The organism is Streptosporangium album, from assembly GCF_014203795.1.
GTDB classification, from domain to species: domain Bacteria; phylum Actinomycetota; class Actinomycetes; order Streptosporangiales; family Streptosporangiaceae; genus Streptosporangium; species Streptosporangium album.
In genome coordinates this window covers 820,067-844,696 of sequence record NZ_JACHJU010000002.1, presented here as the reverse complement: position 1 = coordinate 844,696, position 24,630 = coordinate 820,067, and the positions used below count along the sequence as shown (strand labels likewise).

Here is a 24,630-nt window from a genome sequence, read left to right as displayed (position 1 = left end):
GAACGGGGGTCAGCTCTCACGGAGGGAGCCGTGCAACCGGACGCGGGCGAGGCCGCCGTCGGGGTAGACGTCCACCCGGACGTGGGTGACCACGGGGGCGTCGTCGATGCGGAAGCGGTGCGGCGTGTCGGGCTGCAGACGGGTCCTGGGCAGCAGCCCGGACCAGGTGACCCCGTCCGCGGTGCCCGTGATCGAGACCGAGCCCGGGGCGTTGAACAGCAGGTTGGTCGTGTCGATCTCGGCGAGCTTGACGACGCCCGGACCCGCCAGGCGGATCAGCAGCCAGTCGTTGCCGTCGTCGCGGCGGCGGGCGGTCTCCCAGCCCTCGGCCTGGTGCCGGGCGAGGCCGGGGGCGATGACGTTGTTGGGCGAGGAGTAGAACTCGTTGGAGCAGCCGACGACCAGCCCGCCGTTGGCCAGCGCGGCCAGATCCAGTCCGAGGCCGTCGTACAGCGTCAGGTCGGGCCTGACGTCGCCGTGCACGCGTAGCCGGGCGATGCCGCCGTCGGGGAACATGTTCAGCCGGACATGGGTGTGACGCCGCTCATCGGTCACGTCGAAGAAGTGCTCGGCGTCGCCCTTGAGGTCGCTCTTCGGGACGATCTCCACCCAGTCGGCGGCCTCCAGCTCGGCGGCCGTGGGATACCCCTCGACCGCGGTGGCCTCGACGGAGGCGTGCGGGGGGTAGTTGCCCCGGAACCACGCGGTGTCGATCACGACGCCGCGGATCACCCCGGGCAGGCCGAGCCTGACCAGTGCCCACTCGTGGCCGGGCTCGCGCCGCCGCCGGGTCTCCCAGCCGTCGTAGACCTGTCCCTTGGCGCCGAAGGTGTGCGCCTGGAAGCCGGGGCGGCCGGGGCGGATCAGGCTCTCCCGTTCGGCGAAGGACTCGTCGCTGGCCGCGATGACCGATCCGCCGAGGGTGCGCAGGGCGAGGTCGGGCAGTGTGGTGAACTCACTCACGGGGAGGTCCTCTCCTCTGTGGTCCGTTCCGGTCCCGTACGGCGCGTCCCGGCCGTGGCGCCCTCCGGTCCCGGGTCGAGGCGCGGTCCCGGGCCGGGGCGCAGGAAGACTCCCCCGGGAACGTCGCCCACGGCCCGGCCGCGCAGCCAGGTGGCGCGGACCACCCCGCGCAGCGTCCTGCCGTGGTACGGCGTGACCGGGTTCCTGTGGTGCAGGGCGGCCACGTCCACGGGGTGGTCGGCGTCGGCGTCGAAGGCGACCAGGTCGGCGTCGGCGTCCACGGCGATGGCGCCCTTGCCGTCCAGCCCGGCCAGTGCCGCCGGGTTCTCGGACATCCACCGGACCACCTGGCCGAGGCCGTGCCCGCGCTGGGAGGCCTCGGCCCAGACAGCCGGCAGGCCGAGCTGGAGGGAGGAGATCCCGCCCCAGGCCGCGGCGAAGTCGGGCACCTTCAGGTCCGGGGTGGAGGGTGAGTGGTCGGAGACGACGCAGCTCAGCACGGCGTCGGCGAGCCCCCGCCAGAGCTCCTCGCGATTGGCCGCCGAGCGGATCGGCGGGCAGCACTTGAACTGGGTCGCGCCGGGTGGCACCTCCTCGGCCGTCAGCGTCAGGTAGTGCGGGCAGGTCTCGGCGGTGATCCTCACGCCCCGCCGTTGGGCCTCGGCCAGGGGCTCCAGGCAGAGCGCGGACGACACGTGCAGGATGTGCGCCCGCACGCCGGTCTCCTCCGCCAGCGCGACGACCCGCTCGACCGCGCGGCGCTCGGCCTGGCCGGGGCGGGAGTCGAGGAACTCGGGGTATCCGGGGCCCGCCGGTTCGCCGAGCAGGGCCGGGTCCTCGGCGTGGACGACCAGCAGGCCGCCGAAGGAGGCGATCTCCGTCATGACCGCCCGTAGCTCGTCCGCGCCGAGCGGCGGGAACTCCTCCACTCCGGAGGGTGACAGGAAGCACTTGAACCCATGCACCCCTGCCTCGTGCAGGTCCCTGAGGTCTCTGAGACTTCCGGGGATCGCGCCGCCCCAGAAGCCCACGTCCACCAGGCACTGCCCGGCCGCCGCCCTCTTCTTCTCGGCCAGCGCGCCCACGTTCACGGTCGGCGGCAGCGAGTTGAGCGGCATGTCGACGATCGCGGTGACGCCGCCGGCCGCCGCGGCCCGGGTGGCGGAGGCGAAGCCCTCCCAGTGCGTGCGCCCGGGCTCGTTGACGTGCACATGGGTGTCCACGAGCCCGGGCAGCAGCGCGGTGTCGCCGAGGTCGACCTGCCCGGCGGCGTCCAGGACGGCGTCGTAGGGGTGCAGGCCGGCGATCCTGCCCTCCCGCACGGCCACCGCCGCCGGTCCCTCCCCGTCGGGCAGTACGGCCCGGCGCGACCGGATGACCAGGTCCATCGCGTTTTCGGCCCGCATGCTCAGTGCCTCCCGCCTTCCTCGTCCGCCCGCCGGGCGTCCCCATCCGGGACCGGCCGGGCCTCCGTCACAGATGCCCGCGCACGAACTCGCGGGTGAGCCGCTCCAGCAGCGGTCCCGCCTCGGACATGCACACGGCCGGGTCGGGCTCGATGTCGGTGAGCGCGTAGGCGGCCGTGATGCCCGCCGCGTTCAGCTCGTCATCGCCGAGGGCGCGGCGGCCGCAGACCGCGACGACGGGGACCCCCGCCTTGGCGGCGGCGGTCGCCACCCCGGCGGGGGCCTTGCCGCGCAGGGTCTGCTCGTCCAGCGAGCCCTCGCCGGTGATGACGAGACGGGCGCCGTCGAGCCGGTCGTGGAAGCCGAGCAGGTCCAGCAGATACTCGATACCGGGGCGGATGTCGGCGGACAGGAAGGCCAGGGCGGCGAAGCCCACTCCCCCGGCGGCGCCCGCGCCCGGCTGGGCGGCCACGCCCATGGGGCGGACGATCCCGTCGTGCTCGATGGCGCCGGCCAGGCCGTGGGTGTGCGCGGCGACGGCGGCGAGCCGGGTGAGGGCTCCTTCGAGGAGCTTCACCTCCTCCGGGCTCGCGCCCTTCTGCGGGCCGTACACGGCGGCGGCGCCGTGCGGGCCCAGCAGCGGGTTGTCGACGTCACTGGCCACGACGTACTCGACATCGCCTATCGCGATAAGGCCAGATTTATCGATTTTTTCTAGGTTGCGCAGGGCGGCTCCGCCCGGTGGCAGCTCCTGCCCGTCGGCGTCGAGGAACCGCACGCCCAACGCCCGCATCATGCCGGTGCCGCCGTCGGTGCAGGCACTGCCGCCGAGCCCGAGCACGATCCGCCGGGCACCGCGCCGTACGGCGTGGGCGATCAGTTCGCCGGTGCCGTAGCTGGTCGCGGTCAGCGCCTGAAGCCCACCGGGCAGACGGCGCAGGCCGGAGGCCTCGGCGAGCTCGACGACGGCCGTCGGCACCTCGGCGGAGTGCGGGCCGGCGGGCTCGCGCCAGGCGTAGGCGGCGCGGACCGGCTGCCCGGTGGGACCGGTGACCTCCACCTCGACGCGGGTGAACCCGCAGGCCACGACGGCGTCCACGGTGCCGTCGCCGCCGTCGGCCACCGGCAGCGTGACCGTGACGACATCCGGCCCCAGACCCGCCGCCACGCGGGCGGCGACCTCCGCCCCGGTCAGCGACCCCTTGAACTTGTCCGGGGCGATGAGGACATGTCCCGAAGACTCAGACAACCCTGCTCCCTAGTGGAGAATCGGCGGGCACGCGCCCTGGCCCGGAGTGAACGGGGGAGGCGCCTCCCGGAATCCGGTGAGGTGGACGACCATCATCACATCCGCCCGATGACGGGCCCCAACCCGCCCGCTCCTCCGCACCGGGCACTCGCCGCGGCCGGTGAGCCTCCAGCCCGCGCTCCCGGAGCCCGCTCAGGAGCCGACCTCCCTGCGGGCGGTGAAGCCCCGCTCCTCGGCGAGCCGCATGAGGCGGCGGTGGGCCTCGCCGCCCGCGCGGCCCAGCGCGTCCTGGGCGACCGTGCGCAGCTCGTCGTCCTCGACGACCGTCTCGCCGCCCACCAGGAGCCGGGCGAGCGGCGGCTGACGGCTGCCGAAGACCAGGGTGCAGACCGGGTCGGTGACGGCCGAGGCGAAGGCGCCGTCGGTCCGCCACAGGGCGATGTCGGCGAGCTTTCCGGCCTCCAGGGAGCCGATCTCCTCCTGGCGGCCCAGGTTCCTCGCCCCGCCGAGGGTGGCGATCTCCAAGGCCTGCCGGGCGGTGAGCGCGGTGGGCCCGTACCTGGCCCGCTGCAACAGCAGGGCCTGGCGCATCTCACCGGACAGGGAGGTCAGCTCGGCGGAGGCGCTGCCGTCCACCCCGAGGCCGACGACGGCGCCGCGCCGCAGCATCTCCGACACCCGGGCGATGCCGGCGCCGAGACGGCCGTTGGAGCTCGGGCAGTGCGCGGAACCGGTGCCGGTCTGGGCGAACGTGTCGATGTCGGCGTCGCTCAGGTGGACCGCGTGGGCGAACCACACGTCCGGGCCCAGCCAGCCGAGCCTCTCCATGTAGTCGACCGGGCGCAGGCCGACCTGGGCCAGGCAGTGCTCCTCCTCGTCGAGGGTCTCGGCGAGATGGGTGTGCAGGCGCACCCCCTTGGACCTGGCCAGCGCGGCGGCCTCGGTCATCAGATCGGCGCTGACCGAGAACGGCGAGCACGGGGCGACCGCGACGCGCAGCTTCGAGGAGAAGGACGGGTCGTGGTAGGTGTCGACGGCCTCGGCCGTGGCGGTGAGGATCTCGTCGAGCCCTTCGACCACGACGTCCGGAGGCAGGCCGCCCTGGGATTTTCCGCGGTCCATCGACCCCCGGGCCGGGTGGAAACGGATGCCCAGCTCCCGGGCCGCCTCGATCTCCGCGGCGAACAGGTCGCCGCGGCCGGAGGGGAAGATGTAGTGGTGGTCCGAGGAGGTGGTGCAGCCGGACAGGGCCAGGTAGCCCAGTCCCGCGCCGGCCGCACCCCTGACGACCTCGGCGTCCATCGCCGCCCACACCTCGTAGAGCGCCACCAGCCATTCGAAGAGAGTGGCGTCCTGGGCCAGTCCCTGGGAGGCCCACTGATAGAGGTGGTGATGGGTGTTCACCAGGCCGGGGGTGGCCAGGCAGCCGGTGCCGTCGATCCTGACGGCGTCCGGGACGGCCGGGGCGGGGCCGGGACCGAGCGCCGCGATCCGGTCGCCCTCGACGTGGATGTGGCCGGAGCCGATCTCCGGGCCCACCACCGGGGCGATGTGGACGTTCTCGATCAGGACCGTGCTCACCGGGTCTCCTCCCTGCGGGCCGCGGCGAGCCGTACCGCGTCAATGATCTTCTCGTAGCCGGTGCACCGGCAGAGGTTGCCCGCCAGGGCCTCGCGGATCTCGGCGTCGGAGGGCCGTGCGATCCGTTCGATCAGGTCGTGAGCCTGGACGACGAGGCCGGGGGTGCAGAAGCCGCACTGGACGGCGCCGCACTCGACGAAGGCCTCCTGGACCGGGTCCAGCCGGTCGCCCTCGGCGAGCCCCTCGACCGTGCGGACCTCACGCCCCTCCGCCTGGCCGGCCGCCACCAGGCAGGCGCAGACGGGGAGACCGTCGAGGTAGACGGTGCACGAGCCGCACTCGCCCTGCTCGCAGGCGTTCTTGGAACCGGGCAGGCCCACCCGCTCGCGCAGGACGTACAGCAGGCTCTCGCCCTCCCAGACGTCGTCGGCCGTCTCCTGGCGGCCGTTGACGGTGAAGGTGACACGCATCAGCCCGCCCTCCTTCCGTGCTGTCCGGACCGGAACTCGTTCCACGCCCAGGTCAGGGTGCGGCGCGCCATCACACCGACGGCGTGCCTGCGGTAGCCGGCGGTGCCGCGCACGTCGTCGATCGGCGAGGCCGCCTCCGACACCAGCTCGCCGAAACGCCCGAGCACGCCGGGATCGAGCCGGGCGTCCCAGTCGAGTTCGGCGGCGAGGAACTCCTCGGCGGCGACGGCCCTGCGGGGGGTGGGAGCGGCCGAGCCGATGCCGGTGCCCACCCGCCGATCGTCGGGGTGGAGCGCGATCGCGAACGAGCAGACCGCGATGACCATGGCGTTGCGGGTGCCCACCTTGGAGAAGTACTGGGGGCCGCTCGCCGGGCTCATCCAGAACGCCCTGATCAGCTCGTCGGGACGGAGCGCGCTCCGCTTGACCCCGAGGTAGAACTCGGCGGCGGGGATCATCCGCACGCCGCGGGCGGCGGACTCGACCTCGATGACCGCGTCCCCGGCCAGCAGCGGCGGGTGGCTGTCACCGGCGGGCGAGGCCGCGCCGAGGTTGCCTCCGACGGTGCCGCGGTTGCGGATCTGCGGCGAGCCGACCGTGCGCGCCGCCTGGGCCAGGCCCGGCAGCCGGTCACCGAGCTCGGTGATCAGCCGCGCGTACGGCACGCCCGCGCCGACCCGGAGCCGCCCGTCGTCCTCGGCGGTCCATCGGGTGAGCTCGGCGACGCGGTTCAGGTCGAGCAGCGCGGCGGGCCGGTGGACGTCGAAGTTGAGCTCCACCATCATGTCGGTGCCGCCCTGGATGGGCGCGGCCTCCGGGAGGGCGGCCTTGGCCTCCAGTGCCTCCGCCCATGTGGCGGGCCTCAGGAACTCCATGGTCATCACTCCCAGGCGGAGTGGGCGGCGGGGGCGTCGTCGTCGAGCACGGCGCCTTCGATCAGCCCGTAGGGACGGTCGGCGGCGTAGAACACCTCGCCCGGGTTGTCCAGCCCGAACGGGGTCAGGTCCACCGGGAAGTGGTGCTTGTTCGGCATCGCCAGGCGCACCTCACAGATCTCGTCGCGCGTCTCCAGCACCCGCCTGCCCATCGCGTAGAGGGTCTGCTGCAACGACAGGCTGTGCGTGCCGGCGAACGCCTCCAGCAGGCATCGCCGTACCTCACTGTACGACTCGCCGAACCCGTGTGACCCGTCGGCCGGAGAGGCCCCGGAGGCATGGCGCCATCGGGCCGACACCTCGGTGGCCAGCACGCGGTCGGTGGTCGGCTGGAGCGTGGTGTACTCGTCCACGGCGAAGCCGGAGAACTCCGAGCCGGTCGAGTTGAGCACCACCAGGTCCTTCAGCCCGGAGACCACGGTGGTGGTCCCGTCCCGGTCGTGATGGACGACGCAGGTGCGCACCTCCCTGCCCGAGCGGACGAAGGAGTGCCGCTCGGCGCGCGGCCCGGGGAGGGGGACGCGGTCCCAGAAATACTCCTCGATCTCCACCCGGGCGTGGTGCACGGCGGGCTGGGAGTCCACGTAGTGGCGGGCCAGCAGGAGCGCGAAGTCCTCGATCTGGTCCACCCCGTACTTCCTGGCGAAGACATAGGTCGTGTTCTTCTGCGTGTCCGTCGGCAGGACGGCGCTGTTGTCGCCGCTCAGGTGGACATCGTCCATGTCGCCGGAGAGGGCGGAGCCGACGTTGACGTCCTTGATGTGGTGGACGCCGGCGTCCCTGGCGACGCGGACCAGACGGATCTCCGCCTTGCCGTAGCGGTTCGGGCCGAGAATGACGGCCATGCCTAGCTCCCTCGGTACGTCGAATAGGCGAACGGGCTCAGCAACAGGGGCACGTGGTAGTGCTCGCCGGGGTCCGTGACCGTGAAGTCGATCGCCACCTCCGGGTAGAAGGCGTCCACCGCCCGGGCGGCGAAGTAGCCGCCGGTGTCGAAGACCAGCCGGTGGGCACCCGCGCCGGGCGTCCATCCGCCGATCCGGCCGTCGGCGTCGGTGACGCCCTCGGCGAGCACGGTGCCCGCCCTCTCCAGCCGTACGGCGACGCCCACCGCGGGTCTGCCCAGCGCGGCGTCCAGAACATGCGTGGACAGGCTCATCCGGCCCCTCCCGCCGGCCGGGCCCTGTACGGCTCGCTCACGCTTCCTCCCCCAGCAGCTTGGCCACGCGCAGGCGGGTGATTCTGGCGAGCTCGGTCCGGACGACGCCGCGCTCGGTGGTCTCGTCGTTGCGGAGCCGTTCCCGCAGGCGGTCCAGCATCTCCTTGGCCGCCATGCCGGTGGCGCAGATCAGGTAGACGTGGCCGAAGCGCTCCTCGTAGGCACGGTTGCCCTCGGCGAGACCGTCGAGCACCGCCTGACCGGCCGCCTCCACGCCGGACTGCTCCCGACGCGACCAGGACGCCTCCCGCCCCCCTGCCTCCGCGGCTCCGCCATAGCGGGGCGGCTCGGCTGTTCTCGCCACGGATGCGGGTGCGGCCCGGCCGCCGTCGCGGGGCGGCTCGCCTATTCTGGGGTGCGCGGCCAGCGCCTCCTGGACGTCCGGCCAGGTCAGGCCGCGGACGGCCGCCTCTGCGGCCTCGGCCAGTCCGGCGAGGTCCCGGTAGGGGCGCCGCGCGGCCACCTCGTGGGCGAAGGCCCGGGACGCGCAGCACGCCAGCAACCCGTCCTCGGCCTCGGCCGCGCTGAGCGCGTTGAAGCCGGCCAGACCGGGCACCCGTGCCGCGGAATTCACTTTCGGCATGGGAGCAGTACACACACCGCCACCACACCGGGTCCAGCAGCGAGAACTCCCAAGTGGGCTAAAGGTTCGCCCCGCGTTTTCGTGTCATGCTCCAAAGCGGGGCGGTTCCGTTCGACGGAGAGGGCCGTGACCGCCCGGGCATGGGCGCGATCGCGCGATGGCGTCTGCCGGAGCGGGCCTCCGCGCGGCCGGCGGGACGCGCTCGGCGCCGCGGGAAGGACCTGTCACGCTCGCCTACAGCGTCGCCGCGAAGCATCCGGAGGCGCGCCCGATGGTGACCGTGATGCGGACGTGCCCGTCGGCGGGGAGCAGGACGGAGCCGGGGTAGATCGAGTCGCGGGAGGGCGTGCCGTCGTCGTTGAGGGGGGTGGAGGTCGCCGCGGCGTCGCGGACGTAGTAGGCGATCGTGCCCGACTCCACGTGGTCGACCTTGATCAGCGCGTCCGCCGACCCCTTGTGGGGGTCCTGGGCGACCCACAGCTTGGCCACGCCGCCGTGCTGCTGCCGGAGCGTCCGGCCGAAGGGGCCGGCACGCACGCCGCCCGCCGAGGCTCCCTTCTCACCGGCCCTGTCGACGTCGACGCACGGCACGCCGTCCTTCGGGGTGGCCGGCGGGGAGACGGGACTCGTCCAGGCGAGCACGCTCGGCGCCTGTTTCACGACCGGCTGATCCGCTGAACAGGCAACTTGACTCAAAATCATGACAAATACCATTAACAGCGGCAAAACTCTTGATCTAACCATTGATCAAAATATCCCGCACATTTATGATCACGTCCATGGGCTTAGCCGATTTAGTCGGTATGGGCTGCGGACTTCTCGCGGCCCTATTCGTCGCCAGTGGTATCCCCAAGATCAAAAGACCGTTCGAGCTCGCGATCACCCTCGTCCGTTTCGGGGTCGCCAGCCGGGTGAGACCCGCCCTGGGCCGACTGCTCGGGGCCGTCGAAGTCGCGGTCGGCCTCGCCGTCGCGCTGAGCCCGGCCCTGCTCCCGGCCTCGGCCGCCGCCCTCCTGCTCCTGGTCGCCTTCACCGCGGTGATCGTGCGATCACTCGCGGTGGGCCAGAACGTGGAGTGCGCCTGCTTCGGGACGGGCGAGAGGACGTCGTGGGTCACCGTGGTCAGGAACCTCGTCCTGATCGGCGTCGCGCTGTCCGTCGCGGTCGCACCCGCGGTGCCCACAATGGACCAGCGCATTTCAGGACTCCTAATAGGAACAGTAGTGACCTGCGGATATTTACTGATATCCACACTCGCTGTAGTGAAGCCGTTCAGCATCCAGCTTGACGGTCAGGGGCGATGACATGGACTACACTGGATTGATCATCGCATCGCTCGCCTGGATGCTCCTCCTCAGCGTCGGGCTACTGGTCGTACGGCGTGAGCTGTCGATCCTTCAGGACCGCGTGGCGGCGAGCGGAGCCGCGCCCGCGGACGGCCTCGCCATCGGCGCGCTCGCCCCGCGATTCCCCGGCCTGCGGCCCGACGACGTGGTCCTGTTCTTCTTCGGCGACTGCGCGCCCTGCCACGAGATGGCGGCGGAGGTGGCGGGGTCCGCCGATCCCCGCGAGTTCGCCTGCGTGATCAGCGACGGCACCCTGGCGGGCTCGGGCGCCGGTGTCAGGGAGCTCCTGCCCGGCGACGCGCGGGCGCTGGTGGGGGACGAGGCGACCACCGTCAGGGAGCGGTACAAGGTCCGCTCCGGCCCCTTCGGCGTGGCGCTGTCCGAGGGCCTGGTGGTGGGTAAGGGCGTCCTGCGTCACCCGGGCGACCTCGAGCATCTCCGGCGAGCCGCCCACGGCGCGGTCGCCTCCACGACGGACGGCTGAGGGAGACGCCGATGGGCGGTGTTGCGACGGGCTCGTGGATCAGACCGGCGGTGGCGATACCCCTGGCCGGCCTCGGCGCGCTCGCCGGCCGGCTGGTCGGCCTGGAACCGTGGGCGCTGCTCGCCACGGCGGCGCTGATCGTGGGCATCGCCCAGCAGACCCTCCCTTGAGGCCCGAACGTGATCGTCATGATCACGCGCGCCCGCGTGTCCGGGTGCTTCGGTTCCCCGGTGGTGGCCGGTGCCGTACTCCTGCTCTCCGCGATCGCCGGAGCGGCGCTCACCGGGTCTCTCCTCGGCCTCCTCGGCTCGGCTCTGCAGCCCGCGATGCGGGCGCTGCTGGCCGTGGTCGCCGTGTCGGCCGTCGCCGTGGGCGTGGTCGTCCGGCCGGTCCCGTGGCAGCTGGACCGCGAGACGGCTCCCGGCTGGCTGCTTTACCAGGACTGGCGTACCGCCGCGTACAACGGTCTCGCACTCGGTCTCGGGTTCACCACGCGCATCGGTTTCTGGCTCTTCTACCTCGTCCCGCTGACCGCCTTCGTCGTGGCCGACCCGGTCCTGGGGGCGATCGGCTACGCCGTCTTCGCGGTGAGCAGGGTCGGCGTCTCCGTGCTGCTCGCCGCGGCGGACATCTGGATCGGCGGCGGGATCACGCGGGTCCGCCCCGCCACCGACCTGCTGGCCGTCGCCGCGCTCGGCGCCCTGTGCTCCGTTCTCGTCCCGTTGCTGTAACCCACCAGACCGTTGTTGTCACCAACAGAGAGGAAGCAGTCATGGAGGAGGAAACGACCAGACGTGGCCTGTTCTCCGGAGCATTCCGGAACAGGGCCGGCGAATCGCCGCTACCGCCGTCCGATGCCCCGGTCGCCGTCCTGGTCGCCGGCTCGGGCCGGGACGTCACCGTCCGCGGCTACGGGCAGTCGGCGAGCCTCACGGCCGCCGAGCCCGTCGCCGCGCAGGCCGAGGAGTTGCCGTACGGCTGGGCGCTCAGGCCGGGCGACCTCGTCGTGCTCGACGAACCGACACCGGGTGCACGGGTCGCCGTCACCCTGCACCGCAACGTCACCGGCCGCATCACGGACGTCGCCCCCGACCGCATCACGGTCGCGGGTCAGACGTGCCGGCTCGACCCGCGGACGCTGCACTACGAGGAGCTCGCGCCGGAGCCGTCGGCCAAGCCGCTGGCCGATCCGCTGAAGGCCGGCGACTTCGTCACCCTGGAGTGCTTCGACAACCGCGTGGACGGCACCCTGACCGTCCACTTCATGCGACGGACCAGGCGGGCTTGATGGACCGGGTTCTCGCCGTCGTGGTGGTGGCGGCATGCGTCGTCCTCACGGTGGCCTTCCTGGCCTGCCTGCGGGGGATCGCGGAGCTCCGGCTACGCCTCACCGGGCGCGGCATCGATCCCTCCAGCCAGTTGATCATCGGCAGGAAACTACCGGACCTCCTCATCCAGCTGATCCCCGACGCGACGCAGGACGCGTTGGTGGTCTTCATGTCGAGCACCTGCGGAACCTGTCTCGGCCTGGCGGCCGACCTGGACAGGTTCGCGGGCCGCCAGATGGTGGCGTGCGTCGTCGGCGACTCCAACGCCGAACTGGTCGCGATGCTCCCGCCGCACGTCACGGTCATCGAAGGAGAACGGGCCGAGGCCGTGGACAGGGAACTGCCCATGGCGATGTGGCCGAGCGCCATCCTGCAGCGTGATGGGTTCATGGTCGCCGTCGGGCAGGGCAGCGACGCCAACAGCGCCGCCGCCCTCGAGGTGTTGTGGGAACAGAGACTGGCCGTATCGGAGGAGATCCAAGCATGATCGTCGAGCAGGTTAAGAAGACGCGGCTGTCGAGGAACAAGTTCCTCGCCGTCGCCGGGGCGACGCTCGTGGGCGTGGCCACCAACGCGTGGTTCCCCGGACGGGCGGAGGCGGCGCCGGCCGGCTGCTACGGTGCGCCGACCTGCGGCTGCTGCAACGCCACGAAATGCTGCTCCAGCGGCTGCAGCAACGCCTACACCTGTGGCGGCAACCACTGCTGGACGACCTGCGCCTATCTGGGAAGCAGCCTGTCCCGCTTCGACTGCTGCGACTTCTACACCAGCGGCGGGTCGCTGTGCATCTGCCGGGTGAACTACCGGGCCTGCACCTGAGGGACGGTGAGTGCGGTGGCAACGACCCACCGCACTCATCCCCGGACGACGCCCCGGACGACGAGGGCCCCCGGGGACGAGCCCCCGTCGACGCCGGACGCACCGTGACCGCGACCGCCGGTGGGCTGTCGGCCGCAGCGCCTAAAATGGCGGCACCATGACTTCTCTCTCCCTCATCGGCGGACAGGTGTCCGTCACCGGCGGCCTGGCAAAGGGCGGCCTGCAGTACGCCTCGGACATCGGCGCCGAGGTGATCCAGGTGTTCGTCACCAACCCCCGCGGCTGGGCGCTCGCCGTGGGCAACCCCGTCCAGGACGTCAAACTGCGCGAGTCGGGCGTGCTCTCCTTCGTGCACGCGCCCTACCTCATCAACATGGGCTCCCCCAGCGCCGACACGCTGGAGAAGTCGGTGGCCACCGTGCGGCACGGCCTGCAGCGCTCCTATGCGATCGGCGCCGCCGGGCTGGTGGTCCACACGGGATCGGCGGTGAGCCAGCACCGCGACGACGCCATGCGTCAGCTGCGTGAGCACCTGCTCCCCCTCCTGGAGGAGATCCCCGACGACGGCCCGGACCTGCTGCTGGAGCCGATGGCGGGACAGGGCGCGATGCTCTGCGCGACCGTCCAGGACCTGGAGCCCTATCTGGCGGCCCTCGACTGGCACCCGAAGGCCGGCGTCTGCCTGGACACCTGCCACGCCTTCGCCGCCGGCCACGACCTGTCGGCCACCGAAGGCGTCCGCGAGACCTTCGACGCCCTGCACGCGGTCGCCCCGGGCCGTCTCAAGCTGATCCACGCCAACGACTCCAAGGACGTCTGCGGCTCCAAGAAGGACCGGCACGAGAACATCGGCTCCGGACACATCGGCGTCGAGCCCTTCGCGGAGCTGATACGTCACCCGGCCGCCGCCGGAGTGCCGCTCTGCATCGAGACCCCGGGCGGCGTGGACAAGCACCGCGAGGACATCGAGCTGCTGAAGAAACTCCGCGCCCGCTGACACCGGTCCGCCTCGCCGTCGACGGGGTGGGACGGGACGCCCGTTTGCGTGATCCGGCCGCCCCCGCTGGCCAGATCACGGTCCGGCCAGTGGCTGACGCGGGCGTCCCGTCTCACCGGAGACCGCCGGCCCCTCCCCCCAAAAGCAGGGGCCGGCAACCGGATGACCTGCCGTTGGCGGCCATCCGGGATTCCGCGCACCAGATCTTGTTCGAGCCTTTCGGCTCTGTCCCCCTGATGCGGCGGTTTCGGCTCTCCAATGAGGGGAAGACTAGAGGGACGCCCAGACGGGCGACCGATGCTTTCCGGTCAGCGCGATTAACGGTGTGTAGCCGTCGACGTACGGAGCGAGACGGTGCGACGAGCGGCCGGACGGGAGCGACGAGCGGTCGCCCTACCTGATCGCACCGGAGGACAGCGGCCGGCCCTGGAGCTGACGGTCACGGATGAGCTGGGCCCGGACCTGCGGGGTGTGGCGGCGGCTGACCGGCAGCGTCTCCGAGCCGACCTGCAGCGTCACCCTGCCGCCGTCGAAGCGCAGCTCGCTCACATGCCGGATCGAGACCAGCGTGCTGCGGTGCACGCGGATGAATCCCGATCCGGCCCAGCGCCGCTCCAGGGCGGCCAGTGACATCCGCACCAGGAAGGTGCCGTCGGCGGTGTGCAGCCGCACGTAGTCGCCCTGCGCCTCGGCGAACCGGACTGCCTGCTGGGGGACGAACCGGGTCCGCCCGCCGAGCTCGACCGGGATGACGTCCTCCGGGACCGGCCCGCTCGCCGCCGGCGTCATGGACTCCAGGCGCCGTACGGCCTCCGCCAGGCGATCGGCCCGGACCGGCTTGAGCAGATAGTCGACCGCCTCCAGGTCGAAGGCCTGAATGGCGCAGTCCTCGTGGGCGGTGACGAAGACCAGCCGTGGCGGGTTGGGGAAGGCACCGATGAGGCGGGCCAGGTCGAGGCCACCGAGACCGGGCATCCGGATGTCGAGGAAGACACCGTCGAGCCGTTCTCCGGCGCCGATCATCTGAACCATGTCCTGAAGCGCGGTGATTCCTCCGGGGGCAGTGGAAACGTGCTCGATGCGAGGGTCGTGGCGGAGCAGGTGGGCAAGCTCCTCCAGCGCAGGGACCTCGTCGTCGACGGCCAGGACTCGCAGCATGGCCCCACGCTGCCCCCGAACCGCGTTCAGCGCAATAGAAATTTCAACTTTAAGTAAAAGTATGACTACTAATAGCTATTACCGGAGGGAAGCTTGGGCACGCGTAGCCGTATTTTGGTCCCCGCGCCGAGAGCGGTCTCCACGACGAGACCGTAGCCCTCACCGTAGATGTGACGGAGCCGCACGTCCACGTTCGCCAGGCCGATCCCGCCCTCGCCCGCGCCGTGGCGGGGATCGTCGTCGAGCAGCCGTCTGGCCCGCGCCGGGTCCATGCCGAGCCCGTCGTCCTCGACGCTGATGTGGGCCTCGGAGCCGGTGTCCCTGACCACCACCCGCACCTCACCGGAGCCACCGGTGGCCGCTATGCCGTGCTTGATGGCGTTCTCGACGAGCGGCTGCAGGCACAGGAACGGCACGAGCACCGGCAGCGCCTCCGGCGCGACCTGGACGGTGAAGCGGAGCCGTTCGCCGAACCTGGCCCGTTCCAGCAGCAGGTAGCGGTCCACGCAGCGCAGCTCGTCGGCCAGGGTGGTGAAGTCCCCTCCCCTGCGCAGCGCGTGCCTGGTGAAGTCGGCGAAGTCCATCAGCAGTTCGCGGGCCCGCTCCGGGTCGGTACGGACGAAGGAGGCGATGGTGGTCAGGGAGTTGTAGACGAAGTGCGGGGAGATCTGCGCGCGCAGCGCCCGAGCCTCGGCCTCCGTCGCACGTCTGCGGGAGGAGTCGAGGTCGGCGAGCTCGAGCTGGCCGGAGACCCACCGGGCGACCTCGGTGGCGGTCCGGACCAGTGCCGCGCTCACCTCGGCGTCATAGGCGGCCAGGGCGCCGACCACCCGGCCGTCCACGGTGAGCGGCACCACCGCCGCCCCCCGGATCACGCAGCCGGGCGTGCCGCAGCCGAGCGCGTCACCGGCCACCACGTACGGACGGCTCGACGAGAACACCGTGCGGGCGTGCTCGGACGCGTGCTCGCGGTGGCAGTCCGCCGCGCCGTCCCAGGCGAGCACGCCGTCGATGTCGGTCACCGCGACGGCACTGGTGCCCAGCAGCGCGCGCAGGTGGCGGATCGCGTCACGGGCCGAGTCGCGCGTCAGTCCGGCACGCAGCGACGGAGCCGCCAGCGCGGCGGTGTGCAGGGTGGCGAAAGTGGTCTCGTCCGGCGGGACGGGCGGATGGCGGGGGGGCGGTGGCCGCCGGCGGGACAGGACGAACCCCAGGAGAGTGCTGACGGCGCAGAGCAGCACCCAGCCGCTGGTCGACCACATGCGGGAAACCGTAGTCAACCGCTCCGGCGGATCAGGGGAGAACTCCGATCGCAGCGGCCCTTCGCCCGGTTCCTCCTGACAATCGATTACGGCGGCCCTTCACCCGGTTCCTCCTGGTAGGAGTAGCGCTGCTCGCGCCAGGGGTCGGCGACGTTGTGATACCCGCGCTCCTCCCAGAAACCGCGCCTGTCCTCCAGGAGATACTCCACCGCGCGCACCCATTTGACACTCTTCCACGCGTACAGGTGAGGGACGATCACCCGGACCGGGAACCCGCGCTCCGGGGAGATGGGCTTCTCGTCGAGTTCGAGGGCGAACAGCGTGTGGGGGCGGGCGAAGTCGCTCATCCGCATGTTGGCGCTGTAGCCGTACTCGGCCCAGACCATCACGTGCTTCACCCCCGGGGCGGGCGGGGCCAGCTCCATCAGCGTCGCCGTGGACACCCCGCGCCATTCGTTTCCCATGATCGAGAACTTGGTGACGCAGTGGAAGTCCGCCAGGACCGTGGTGCGTGGCAGCTCGGAGAACTCGGGCCAGGTGAACCTGTACTGCTCGCCCGAGGCGGTCGCGCCCATGACACGGAACTCCCACGTCGCCGGGCGGAATGTGGGCACCCGGCCGTAGTGGATCACAGGACGTCCCCGGGGGACGTACTGGCCCGGAGGCAGGCGAGTCTCCTCCTGCGGAGGTTCGGACTGCTCCACCATCACTCCCCTCGCCGTTTCCCGCTCGCAGCAGTGATCCTTTTCCCCGACGGCACGGGGTAATCCTGCCACCGCGTCTCCCGAGCCTCCCCGGCGGCCACCGGATAACGCTTTTTCCTCCTGCCGAAGGCCAGGTCACGGCCCCGGATCGCGGATGTGCTCCAGCGGTGCGGTACCATTTCCCGCAATGCGTACCGTGTTCTGGTTTTGGTATGGCGACGGACCCGTGGGTCGGACCGTTCGCCACCAGATGCTGCGCTGACAGCCAGGCGAACGCGAAGGCCCCGGGTCCGATATCGGACCCGGGGCCTTCTGCGTTGGCGGACCTTTTCATCGAAGGAGAGACATGGTCATCGTCATGGGCCCCGACGCCGTACCGGCGGACATCGAGGCGATCGTTGAGACCATCGGCGGGGCGGGCGGCGAGGCGTTCGTCAGCCGGGGCGTGAGCCGTACGATCATCGGGCTGGTGGGCGACATCGCCCAGTTCGGCACGCTCGACCTTCGTGGCATGCGCGGGGTGGCCGACGTGATGCGGGTGACCGCCCCGTACAAGCTGGTGAGCAGGGACAACCATCCCGAGCGGTCCACGGTCCGGGTCGGCGGCGTGCCGATCGGCCCCGGCACGGTCACGCTGATCGCCGGCCCGTGTGCGGTGGAGACCCCGCAGCAGACCCTGGACGCGGCGGAGATGGCCAAGGCCGCCGGGGCGACCCTGCTGCGCGGCGGCGCCTACAAGCCCCGCACCTCCCCCTACGCCTTCCAGGGCCTGGGCGAGGCGGGCCTGCGCATCCTCGCCGACGTGCGTGAGCAGACCGGGCTGCCCGTCGTCACCGAGGTCGTGGACGCCCACGACGTCGAACTGGTCGCCTCCTACGCCGACATGCTGCAGGTCGGCACCCGTAACGCACAGAACTTCGCGCTGCTGCAGGCGGTCGGCCGGATCGGCAAACCGGTCATGCTCAAGCGCGGCATGAACGCCACCATCGAGGAGTGGCTGATGGCCGCCGAGTACATCGCCCAGCGCGGCAACCTCGACATCGTGCTGTGCGAGCGCGGCATCCGCACCTTCGAGACCGCGACCCGCAACACCCTGGACGTCTCCGCGGTCCCGGTCGTCCAGCGCCTGTCGCACCTGCCGGTCATCATCGACCCGTCGCACTCCGGCGGCCGGCGGGACCTGGTCCTGCCGCTCACCCGCGCCGCCATCGCGGTCGGCGCCGACGGTGTGATCATCGATGTCCACCCGCGTCCCGAGCAGGCCCTCTGCGACGGCCCCCAGGCACTGGTCGACGGGGACCTGCCCGAGCTGGCCCGCGTGGTGCGCGAGTTCCCGCCGTTGGTGGGCAAGGTTCCGGCGGGCGAGGCGCTGGCGTCCGCCTGAGCGTCACGGGATCAGGCCCTGTGTTCACCCACGCCACGAGCGTCCGCGTCTCCCGGTACGGCCGGCACCACAAGCTGCCGGCCGTGTCGCACGGGTGACCCGCGCCGGGGCGGCTCAGCCCTCCAGCTTGTACTCCTGGAGCGACCCGGCGAGCTGGACGGCGAGCTCCTCGGCGTCGAGCCGCTTCTCGATCTGCTTCAGGTCCGCGATCTTGGCGGCGGTCTCGACACGGCGGGGGGCCAGGAGGGTGCAGCAGTCCTCGTCGGGGAGCTCGGAGATCTCCAGGGTGCCGATGCGGCGGGCCTCGGCCATGATCTCGGTCTTGTCGAGACCGATGAGCGGGCGCAGGATCGGCAGGTGGACGGCGTCGTCCTGGGCGGTGATGTTCTGCAGGGTCTGGGAGGAGACCTGGCCGAGAGAGTCACCGGTGATCAGCGCCCCGGCGCGGAGCCGGCGGGCCACCTCCTCGGCGGTCTTGAGCATGAGGCGGCGCTGCGCGATGATCGCAAGGCGTTCCTGGCCGGAGGCCTTGATCGACTGCTGGGCCTTGCCGAAGGGGACGACCCAGAGGCGGGACCTGCCCTGGAACTTGTCCAGGGCACGCACCAGGGCGTACGCCTTGTAGATGGACTCCGACGTCGTGAACGGGATGCCGGAGAAGTGCAGGAAGTCCACGCGCAGGCCGCGCCGCATCATCCGGTAGGCGGCCACCGGGGAGTCGATGCCGCCGGACATCAGGACCAGCCCCCGGCCGCTGGTGCCGACCGGCAGGCCGCCCTGGCCGGGCATGCCGCCGGTGAAGACGAAGACCTCGTCCCTGTCCACCTCGATGGAGACGACCAGCTCGGGGTTCTTCAGATCGACCGGCAGTCCGTAGATGTCATTGAGCTCGCCCCCAACCGAACGGTCGATCTCCATCGAGGTCATCGGGAAGCGCTTGTCGCGGCGGCGGGAGCGGACCGCGAAGGAGACCCCGCGCCTGACGTCGTCCCGGTCGGCCAGCAGCTCGATCGCCGCCTTGGTGACCGCACCCGGGTCCTTCTCCACCCGCCATGCACGATGGACCCAGACCAGCCCGGGGACATGGGTGACCCGCTCGGCGACCGCATCGGCGACCTCGGGAGCGGTGCCCGGGGGCAGGAAGAGGGCGATCACGCCGTGGCGCTGACGCACGTCCACCTTGACATCGAAGTCCTTCAGGGCCGCCTTGATGTTGGACTGCAACCGCTGCTCGAAGAGCTCGCGGTTGTTTCCCTTGAGGACGACCTCGCCCAGTTTGAGCAGAACACAGGGCTCGCCCAAGGCGGACATGGTCATGGTGCAACCTCCGGTGGCGCTTCGAGGGGAATGTGGGTCCATCGCCAAGTGTCGCGCGTGGTCACGTAAAGACAAAGGCTCGACCTCGCCACTTTAGTCGCCCTCATGACCTGTCAGCGCCTCGTCGAGGGCGTGACGGACCGGCCCGGCGACCGTACGGCGGCGGGCCCCGCCTCCCGGCCGGCCGCGGCCGTGACCACACACCGGGCCCGCGCCTGCCTGTCCGAAGAGTGGCCACGGTGAAAAAGCACGCCGAATCCCCGCCGACGGACAGTTGTCCACCGGCGGGGGATCAGGCGTCAGATTTTCCGGAGGGCTCCGATGCGCATTTGACGCGGACGCGCTCTTCTGACGGTCAGCCGCTTTTATGCGGTGACGTGAAAACTCGATCGCCATTGACACGGAAGAGTCATGTCCCGCGCATAATTCGGCTTTCACGCTTCACCGGAACCGCCCTCCTCCTTGCGGACGGCGGCCGGCGGCCGGCACCTCTTTCTGAATTCTGAATGGCTTTCCGAGGGAGAAGCGGCGCGATGGCCGGCGGCGTGGCCGTACGACGGAATCATCCGCATCCCCCGAGGCCGGCGCCCCCGGGGCCGGGACCGGCCTCGGCGCGGGAAACTCCGGCCCTCGCCGGCCCTGCCGGGGCCGGCGAGGAGAACACCGCGGTTGTTCAGCGGGTTTTCGACGTTGGGACTGGTGCGGGCGTATCAGCCGCCACCACCACCGCCACCACCGCCGCCACCGCCACCGCCACCGCCACCGCCGCCGCCGCCGCCGGTGACGGTGTTGGTGTTGGTGTTGGTGTTGTTGTTGATGACATTGGCGCCGCCACCACCGCCACCGCCACCGCCACCGCCACCGCCACCGCCACCGCCACCGCCACCGCCGCCGCCGCCACCACCTCCACCGCCACCGCCACCGCCACCGCCGCCGCGCCGGGCACGGCACCTAGCGGGGTTCTGGTGCTGCCAGCAGGGCTTCGCGGCGGAGACGAGAGCGGACGTCGTGGACGTGATTTCGGCCCCGGTGCCGGCGCTGGCGGACTGGGCCGACACCGTCGCGGGGACGGCGAGAGAGGAGACCACCATCACACCGGCGGCGAGCGCGTTCTTGAGCTTGATCATGTGAGATCACTCCATGTCGTGCGGGTGCGCCCCGGGCGATACCCGGGCTGACGGAACATCGAATCGGTATCAAAGGCAACGCCGACACGGCGCAGAACCTGAATTCCACGCTAGTTGAGAATAAGTTGAACGCTCATCACAGCGAGGCAAAAGCATTCAACCCCCCGGATTACCCTTCGATTCAACGCAGGAACCGACGGGGATCATTTAGTCACACTCGGCTACCATTCCCCGCAGAGAGCCTTTCTCATAAAGGATTCACCTGGCCCCGGAATGCAACGGCCCGGTAGGTCGTTCCGATCCGGAACGGCCTTACATGGGAAATGCTTTGGCGGGCCCGTCGAACACCTGGATTTCTCATGGCATTTCCATGGATTTCAACAGGGGACGGCCGACCGGCGTACGGCGCAGAGCGCAGGGGCCCGGCCGTCGGCGGCGCGGAACGCGCGAGGCCCGGCCGGACGGACACCCGATCCGCCGGGAGATCCGGCCATATGCTCCGGCGGAACAACGATCAGCTGCGATAATCGCCGTTCCCCCTCACAGAGAACTGGATCATGTCCCACGTAGACCACTTCTCCTACGGCCTGATCACCCCCGTGCTGGCCTATGTCATGTCGAGCATCGGATGCGTGCTGGGCCTCCTGCTCACCATGAGGGCACGGCTGAGCACGGGTCCGTCCCGGCTGCGCCGGCTGATCGGCGGAGCGCTGTCCATCGGCGTCACCGGCGTCTGGGGCATGCACTTCATCGCCATGACAGGGTTCACCGTGGGGGGCCCGATCCGCTACGACGTGCCCCTGACGGCCGGCTCAGCGGTGCCGGCGGTGGTCGTCGCCGGCGCCGGCCTGTTCATGGCCTCCCACGGGGGCGAGAGGCTGATCCCCCTTCTCGGCGGTGGGCTGTTCACCGGTCTCGGCATGGCCGGCATGCACTACGCCGCCACGTTCGCGATGAACACGGCGGCGCGCATCTCCTACGATCCGCTGCTGGTGGGGTTCTCGGTGGTGATCGCGATCGCCGCCTCGACCGTGGCGCTCTGGTTCACCCAGCGGGTCGGCGGCGCGCTCGCCACCGGCGGCGCGGGCTTGATCATGGCCATCGCGGTCTGCGGCATGCACTACGTCGGCATGTTCGCGATGGAGGTACAGCCCCAGATCTCCCTGACGCCGGTCGCCGGAGCCCGGGGCTCCGACTTCATGCTGCCCGCCCTGATCGTGATCAGCGTGCTGACGCTCATCCTGCTGCTGACCGTCGTCCTGTCACCTTCGGAACAGGAGCAGCAGGACGACGCCGCGCTGCTGGCACAGCTGGAGACCGTGCACAGCACGGACAAGCCCCTCGCACCGGCGGTCAGCCGAAGAAGACCTCGGCCTCCTCGTAGCGGCTGACCGGCACGGTCTTCAGCTCCTTGGTGGCCTCGGCGAGACCGACCCGGACGACGTCGGTGCCCTGCAGCGCGACCATGACGCCGAACTGGCCGTCGTGCACGGCGTCGATGGCCTGCAGGCCGAACCGGGTGGCCAGCACCCTGTCGAAGGCCGTGGGCGTGCCGCCGCGCTGGATGTGGCCGAGCACGGTGGTACGGGCCTCCTTGCCGGTCCGCTTCTCGATCTCCTTGGCGAGCATCTCGCCGATGCCGCCCAGCCGGACGTGGCCGAAGGAGTCGAGCTCACCCGCCTGGAGCGCCATCTGCCCCTCGATCGGGTGGGCGCCCTCGGCGACGACGATGATCGGCGCGTAGCGGGTCTTGAAGCGGGACTCGACGTAGGCGCACACCCGGTCGATGTCGAAGGGCTTCTCCGGGATGAGAATGACGTTGGCACCGCCGGCCATGCCCGCGTGCAGGGCGATCCAGCCCGCGTGACGGCCCATGACCTCGCAGATCAGCGCGCGGTGGTGGGACTCGGCGGTGGTGTGCAGCCGGTCGATCGCCTCGGTGGCGATGTTGACGGCGGTGTCGAAGCCGAAGGTGTAGTCGGTGGCGTTGAGGTCGTTGTCGATCGTTTTCGGCACGCCGACGACCTTCACGCCCTTGTCGGAGAGCTGCTTGGCGACCCCCAGGGTGTCTTCACCGCCGATCGCGATCAGCGCGTCGACCCCGGTCGACACAAGATTTTCCTTGATCTTCTCAACACCGCCGTCAATCTTGATCGGATTGGTCCGCGATGAGCCGAGGATCGTGCCGCCGCGCGGCAGGATCCCCCGCACGGCCTGGATGTCCAGCGGCATGGTGTCGCCTTCGAGCGGGCCGCGCCAGCCGTCACGGAATCCGACGAATTCGTGCCCGTAGACGCTGACCCCCTTGCGCACGACCGCACGGATAACGGCGTTCAGGCCGGGGCAGTCGCCGCCCCCGGTTAGCACTCCAATACGCATGGCATCCTCCGGTGGTGGTTCCGAGGCAAGACGGCCAGACTAAGCGGGGTGGCGCGGCCGGCGAGGGATTTACGCCGCCGACGCATCGCATTCTGCCTGCTGTTGAGGCCAATGGTCTAGACCAAATTGGCGGAGTCCTGATTTGTCGGCCGCCGGTTCTCACCGGTGACGCCGGAGCGGCCGAGGTCGCGGGACGTCGTCTCCCCCTCCCAGTCTTCTCCATGCTTGCCGTTCGCCCGCGGGCGACCGCGCCGCGCGCTTTCCGCGCCCCGCAGGCGACCGCTCCGCGTGTCCCTGTCGCGTCTTCCCCGGATCGGTCACGTGGCATCGGGGACCGTCCCTCCTCAGCGGGGCGCCGGTCCGGCCAGGCCCAGGGATTCGAGGTTGTCCTCGGCCGGATGGCTGCGCCCGGCCGGGCCGGCCGCGAAGACCCGCAGAAGATTCCTGGTGGCTCTCCGGACGAAGGCGCCGGCCCGTGCGGTGACGCCGTGGCCGCAGCGGGCGCCCCGCATCGCGCACACCCAGCGCATCGTGCCGGAGTCGAACACGGCGGCGCCGCTCGGCGCGGTGTAGTAGGCGCTGTGCGCGACCGTGGCCCGGCCGCCGCAGTCGACCGGGGAGACCGACAGGACCTCCATGGGGCGGGGCGCGCCCGCGACCACCTTGTCGGTCTCCACCCCGGCCATGCCGGGGAAGGCGGTGCCGCGCCGCACCCCGGTGCCCTTGAAGATCCAGTTTCCGGGACGGGTGACCACGTAGGCGGACTCGGAGGGAAAACAGTCGTACATCGGGCCCGTCAGCGAGTTCTCCGGCTTACCGCTCTCACGCCACAGGGCCGTCCCGGGGTCCTCGGCGGCGTCCTTGTGGCAGACGACGAGGCGGCCGGGGCCCAGGGGTGTCGCGGCGAAGCGGATCCGCCAGTAGACGGCGTTGGCGCCGAGGAAGGCGATGTTGGTGCCGTGGGCGCGGGCGGCCTCGACGGTGTGGCGCATGTGGTCCGACCAGTATTCGTCGTGGCCGAGGGAGACGAGGCCCCGGGCTCCGTCGAGGACGTGCGGGTCGCGGTCGAGCTCCAGGTCCGTGACGTAGGAGAGCGGGAGACCGTCGCGCTCGGCGAGCTGGATGGCGTCGCGTTCCATGTCCAGGAAGAGCCGGGCGCCGGAGGTGTCGTAGGGACGGTCGAAGCTGACCGCGCGGGATCTGTCCGCGAAGCCGCCGGGTCCCTTGTAGAGGCTGCGGCCACCCCAGTCGTTGTAGGCCTGCCAGGTGGTGACCGCGTTGACGACGACCAGGCGCCCCCGGGTGGAGGCGGACCTGACGGTGAGGGGGACGTAGCGACGGCCCCCGGTGGCGGCGTCCAGCCGGATCAGGTAGGAGCCCTCGGGCCAGCCGGAGGTGTCCACCTCGGGGCCCGGCCTCCAGCGGGCGGCGGTCACCGTCCGGGTGGCGGCGACCGTCCTGGGCGGAGCCTGTCTCACACCGGGCAGCTCCGCGGACTTCCAGACCTGCCGGGCCCCGGCTCCGCCGTACCAGCCCATCCGGAAGGCGCGGGCGGTGTAGCGGCCGGCCGTGGTCGAGACGTACAGCCGGAAGCCCTCCCCCGGCAGCACGCTCACCCGGTCGGCGAAACCCTCGATCTCGTGCTCCGTGCCGGGGTCCCCGATCCGCCAGCGCGGATCGCCCGCCCTGGCGTTCTCGGCCACGGTGGCGTTCCTCGCCGTGGCGGTGGCGTCGGCGGCGCCCGCCTTCACCGCCGTGCCGGCACCGCCGGGCGGGGAGGGACTCTCTCGCACGGAGGAAACGCCTCCGGAGGACACGGGCGCGGCGGTGACGGAGCACCCGACGGTTACCAGGGTCACCGTCAGCGCGACGGCCAGACGCAGGGGCACTTCGAACATGGGCCGCAGCATGTCCCGTGC

At 71.1% G+C, this 24,630-nt stretch carries 28 protein-coding genes; 11 read left to right on the top strand and 17 right to left on the bottom strand.

Annotation, left to right across the window (positions count from 1 at the left end):
- Positions 1-9: 9 nt before the first annotated feature.
- The 10 genes from alc to FHR32_RS27690 form a co-directional block, all read right to left on the bottom strand.
- Positions 10-963: an allantoicase gene (alc, locus tag FHR32_RS27735; RefSeq protein WP_184757465.1), complete on the bottom strand. Its 954-nt coding sequence runs from the start codon at positions 961-963 to the stop codon at positions 10-12.
- On the bottom strand, positions 960-2,369 hold the full coding sequence (allB, locus tag FHR32_RS27730; RefSeq protein WP_184757464.1) for an allantoinase AllB: 1,410 nt from the start codon (positions 2,367-2,369) through the stop codon (positions 960-962). The genes alc and allB overlap by 4 nt, the downstream gene beginning before the upstream one ends.
- Positions 2,370-2,436: 67 nt before the next feature.
- Positions 2,437-3,618 (bottom strand): glycerate kinase, encoded by a 1,182-nt coding sequence (locus FHR32_RS27725; RefSeq protein WP_184757463.1) that lies wholly within the window; start codon positions 3,616-3,618, stop codon positions 2,437-2,439.
- 192 nt (positions 3,619-3,810) lie between these two features.
- Positions 3,811-5,199: an 8-oxoguanine deaminase gene (locus tag FHR32_RS27720; protein ID WP_312882723.1), complete on the bottom strand. Its 1,389-nt coding sequence runs from the start codon at positions 5,197-5,199 to the stop codon at positions 3,811-3,813.
- A complete protein-coding gene (locus tag FHR32_RS27715; protein WP_184757462.1) occupies positions 5,196-5,669 on the bottom strand; it encodes a (2Fe-2S)-binding protein in 474 nt (157 codons plus the stop codon). Before FHR32_RS27715 ends, FHR32_RS27720 begins: the two co-directional genes overlap by 4 nt.
- The gene (locus FHR32_RS27710) at positions 5,669-6,544 is read right to left on the bottom strand and encodes an FAD binding domain-containing protein (RefSeq protein WP_184757461.1); all 876 of its coding nucleotides are present in this window, start codon (positions 6,542-6,544) and stop codon (positions 5,669-5,671) included. The genes FHR32_RS27715 and FHR32_RS27710 overlap by 1 nt, the downstream gene beginning before the upstream one ends.
- Before the next feature lie 5 nt (positions 6,545-6,549).
- Complete coding sequence (pucL, locus tag FHR32_RS27705; RefSeq protein ID WP_184757460.1) at positions 6,550-7,449, bottom strand: factor-independent urate hydroxylase; 900 nt, start codon at positions 7,447-7,449, stop codon at positions 6,550-6,552.
- A gap of 2 nt (positions 7,450-7,451) precedes the next feature.
- Positions 7,452-7,763, bottom strand: coding sequence for a hydroxyisourate hydrolase (uraH, locus tag FHR32_RS27700; RefSeq protein WP_184757459.1), 312 nt, complete (start codon positions 7,761-7,763; stop codon positions 7,452-7,454).
- A gap of 37 nt (positions 7,764-7,800) precedes the next feature.
- Complete coding sequence (uraD, locus tag FHR32_RS27695; protein WP_184757458.1) at positions 7,801-8,406, bottom strand: 2-oxo-4-hydroxy-4-carboxy-5-ureidoimidazoline decarboxylase; 606 nt, start codon at positions 8,404-8,406, stop codon at positions 7,801-7,803.
- Positions 8,407-8,640: 234 nt separating this feature from the next.
- Positions 8,641-9,066: a hypothetical protein gene (locus FHR32_RS27690; RefSeq protein ID WP_184757457.1), complete on the bottom strand. Its 426-nt coding sequence runs from the start codon at positions 9,064-9,066 to the stop codon at positions 8,641-8,643.
- Between the two features lie 119 nt (positions 9,067-9,185).
- On the opposite strand from FHR32_RS27690, the gene FHR32_RS27685 reads away from it, so the two are divergent.
- The 8 genes from FHR32_RS27685 (at position 9,186) to FHR32_RS27650 (ending at position 13,380) form a co-directional block, all read left to right on the top strand.
- Positions 9,186-9,710 carry a MauE/DoxX family redox-associated membrane protein gene (locus FHR32_RS27685; RefSeq protein WP_184757456.1) on the top strand — a complete coding sequence of 175 codons (525 nt, stop codon included), beginning with the start codon at positions 9,186-9,188 and terminating at the stop codon, positions 9,708-9,710.
- A gap of 1 nt (position 9,711) precedes the next feature.
- Complete coding sequence (locus tag FHR32_RS27680; RefSeq protein ID WP_184757455.1) at positions 9,712-10,236, top strand: hypothetical protein; 525 nt, start codon at positions 9,712-9,714, stop codon at positions 10,234-10,236.
- 11 nt (positions 10,237-10,247) lie between these two features.
- Positions 10,248-10,406 carry a hypothetical protein gene (locus FHR32_RS27675; RefSeq protein WP_184757454.1) on the top strand — a complete coding sequence of 53 codons (159 nt, stop codon included), beginning with the start codon at positions 10,248-10,250 and terminating at the stop codon, positions 10,404-10,406.
- Between the two features lie 18 nt (positions 10,407-10,424).
- Complete coding sequence (locus FHR32_RS27670) at positions 10,425-10,967, top strand: hypothetical protein (RefSeq protein WP_184757453.1); 543 nt, start codon at positions 10,425-10,427, stop codon at positions 10,965-10,967.
- A gap of 41 nt (positions 10,968-11,008) precedes the next feature.
- On the top strand, positions 11,009-11,524 hold the full coding sequence (locus FHR32_RS27665) for a DUF5666 domain-containing protein (RefSeq protein ID WP_184757452.1): 516 nt from the start codon (positions 11,009-11,011) through the stop codon (positions 11,522-11,524).
- Positions 11,524-12,051 (top strand): hypothetical protein, encoded by a 528-nt coding sequence (locus tag FHR32_RS27660; RefSeq protein ID WP_184757451.1) that lies wholly within the window; start codon positions 11,524-11,526, stop codon positions 12,049-12,051. Before FHR32_RS27665 ends, FHR32_RS27660 begins: the two co-directional genes overlap by 1 nt.
- Positions 12,048-12,383 (top strand): hypothetical protein, encoded by a 336-nt coding sequence (locus tag FHR32_RS27655; RefSeq protein WP_184757450.1) that lies wholly within the window; start codon positions 12,048-12,050, stop codon positions 12,381-12,383. Before FHR32_RS27660 ends, FHR32_RS27655 begins: the two co-directional genes overlap by 4 nt.
- 157 nt (positions 12,384-12,540) lie before the next feature.
- Complete coding sequence (locus tag FHR32_RS27650; RefSeq protein WP_184757449.1) at positions 12,541-13,380, top strand: deoxyribonuclease IV; 840 nt, start codon at positions 12,541-12,543, stop codon at positions 13,378-13,380.
- A gap of 393 nt (positions 13,381-13,773) precedes the next feature.
- On the opposite strand, the gene FHR32_RS27645 is transcribed toward FHR32_RS27650, so the two are convergent.
- The 3 genes from FHR32_RS27645 to FHR32_RS27635 form a co-directional block, all read right to left on the bottom strand.
- The gene (locus FHR32_RS27645) at positions 13,774-14,538 is read right to left on the bottom strand and encodes a LytR/AlgR family response regulator transcription factor (RefSeq protein WP_184757448.1); all 765 of its coding nucleotides are present in this window, start codon (positions 14,536-14,538) and stop codon (positions 13,774-13,776) included.
- A 68-nt stretch (positions 14,539-14,606) separates the two neighbouring features.
- Positions 14,607-15,800 carry a histidine kinase gene (locus FHR32_RS27640; protein ID WP_184757447.1) on the bottom strand — a complete coding sequence of 398 codons (1,194 nt, stop codon included), beginning with the start codon at positions 15,798-15,800 and terminating at the stop codon, positions 14,607-14,609.
- Positions 15,801-15,886: 86 nt separating this feature from the next.
- Positions 15,887-16,507 (bottom strand): molybdopterin-dependent oxidoreductase, encoded by a 621-nt coding sequence (locus tag FHR32_RS27635; RefSeq protein ID WP_184757446.1) that lies wholly within the window; start codon positions 16,505-16,507, stop codon positions 15,887-15,889.
- A 343-nt stretch (positions 16,508-16,850) separates the two neighbouring features.
- On the opposite strand from FHR32_RS27635, the gene aroF reads away from it, so the two are divergent.
- Positions 16,851-17,888, top strand: coding sequence for a 3-deoxy-7-phosphoheptulonate synthase (gene aroF / locus FHR32_RS27630; protein ID WP_184757445.1), 1,038 nt, complete (start codon positions 16,851-16,853; stop codon positions 17,886-17,888).
- Positions 17,889-18,002: 114 nt separating this feature from the next.
- Here the strand turns inward: aroF and thiI are convergent, their stop codons facing one another.
- Entirely contained in the window at positions 18,003-19,205 is a 1,203-nt protein-coding gene (gene thiI / locus FHR32_RS27625) for a tRNA uracil 4-sulfurtransferase ThiI (RefSeq protein WP_184757444.1), read from the bottom strand.
- Between the two features lie 105 nt (positions 19,206-19,310).
- On the opposite strand from thiI, the gene FHR32_RS27620 reads away from it, so the two are divergent.
- Entirely contained in the window at positions 19,311-19,448 is a 138-nt protein-coding gene (locus FHR32_RS27620) for a hypothetical protein (RefSeq protein ID WP_184757443.1), read from the top strand.
- A gap of 467 nt (positions 19,449-19,915) precedes the next feature.
- Here the strand turns inward: FHR32_RS27620 and FHR32_RS27615 are convergent, their stop codons facing one another.
- Positions 19,916-20,332, bottom strand: a complete 417-nt coding sequence (locus tag FHR32_RS27615; RefSeq protein ID WP_184757442.1) for a hypothetical protein — start codon at positions 20,330-20,332, stop codon at positions 19,916-19,918.
- Positions 20,333-20,889: 557 nt separating this feature from the next.
- On the opposite strand from FHR32_RS27615, the gene FHR32_RS27610 reads away from it, so the two are divergent.
- Entirely contained in the window at positions 20,890-21,723 is an 834-nt protein-coding gene (locus FHR32_RS27610; RefSeq protein ID WP_184757441.1) for an MHYT domain-containing protein, read from the top strand.
- Here the strand turns inward: FHR32_RS27610 and FHR32_RS27605 are convergent.
- Together FHR32_RS27605 and FHR32_RS27600 are read right to left on the bottom strand one after the other, a co-directional pair.
- A complete protein-coding gene (locus tag FHR32_RS27605; protein ID WP_184757440.1) occupies positions 21,686-22,711 on the bottom strand; it encodes a 6-phosphofructokinase in 1,026 nt (341 codons plus the stop codon). The genes FHR32_RS27610 and FHR32_RS27605 overlap by 38 nt on opposite strands.
- Positions 22,712-23,055: 344 nt before the next feature.
- Positions 23,056-24,609 carry a N,N-dimethylformamidase beta subunit family domain-containing protein gene (locus tag FHR32_RS27600; protein ID WP_221466236.1) on the bottom strand — a complete coding sequence of 518 codons (1,554 nt, stop codon included), beginning with the start codon at positions 24,607-24,609 and terminating at the stop codon, positions 23,056-23,058.
- Between the last annotated feature and the right edge of the window lie 21 nt (positions 24,610-24,630).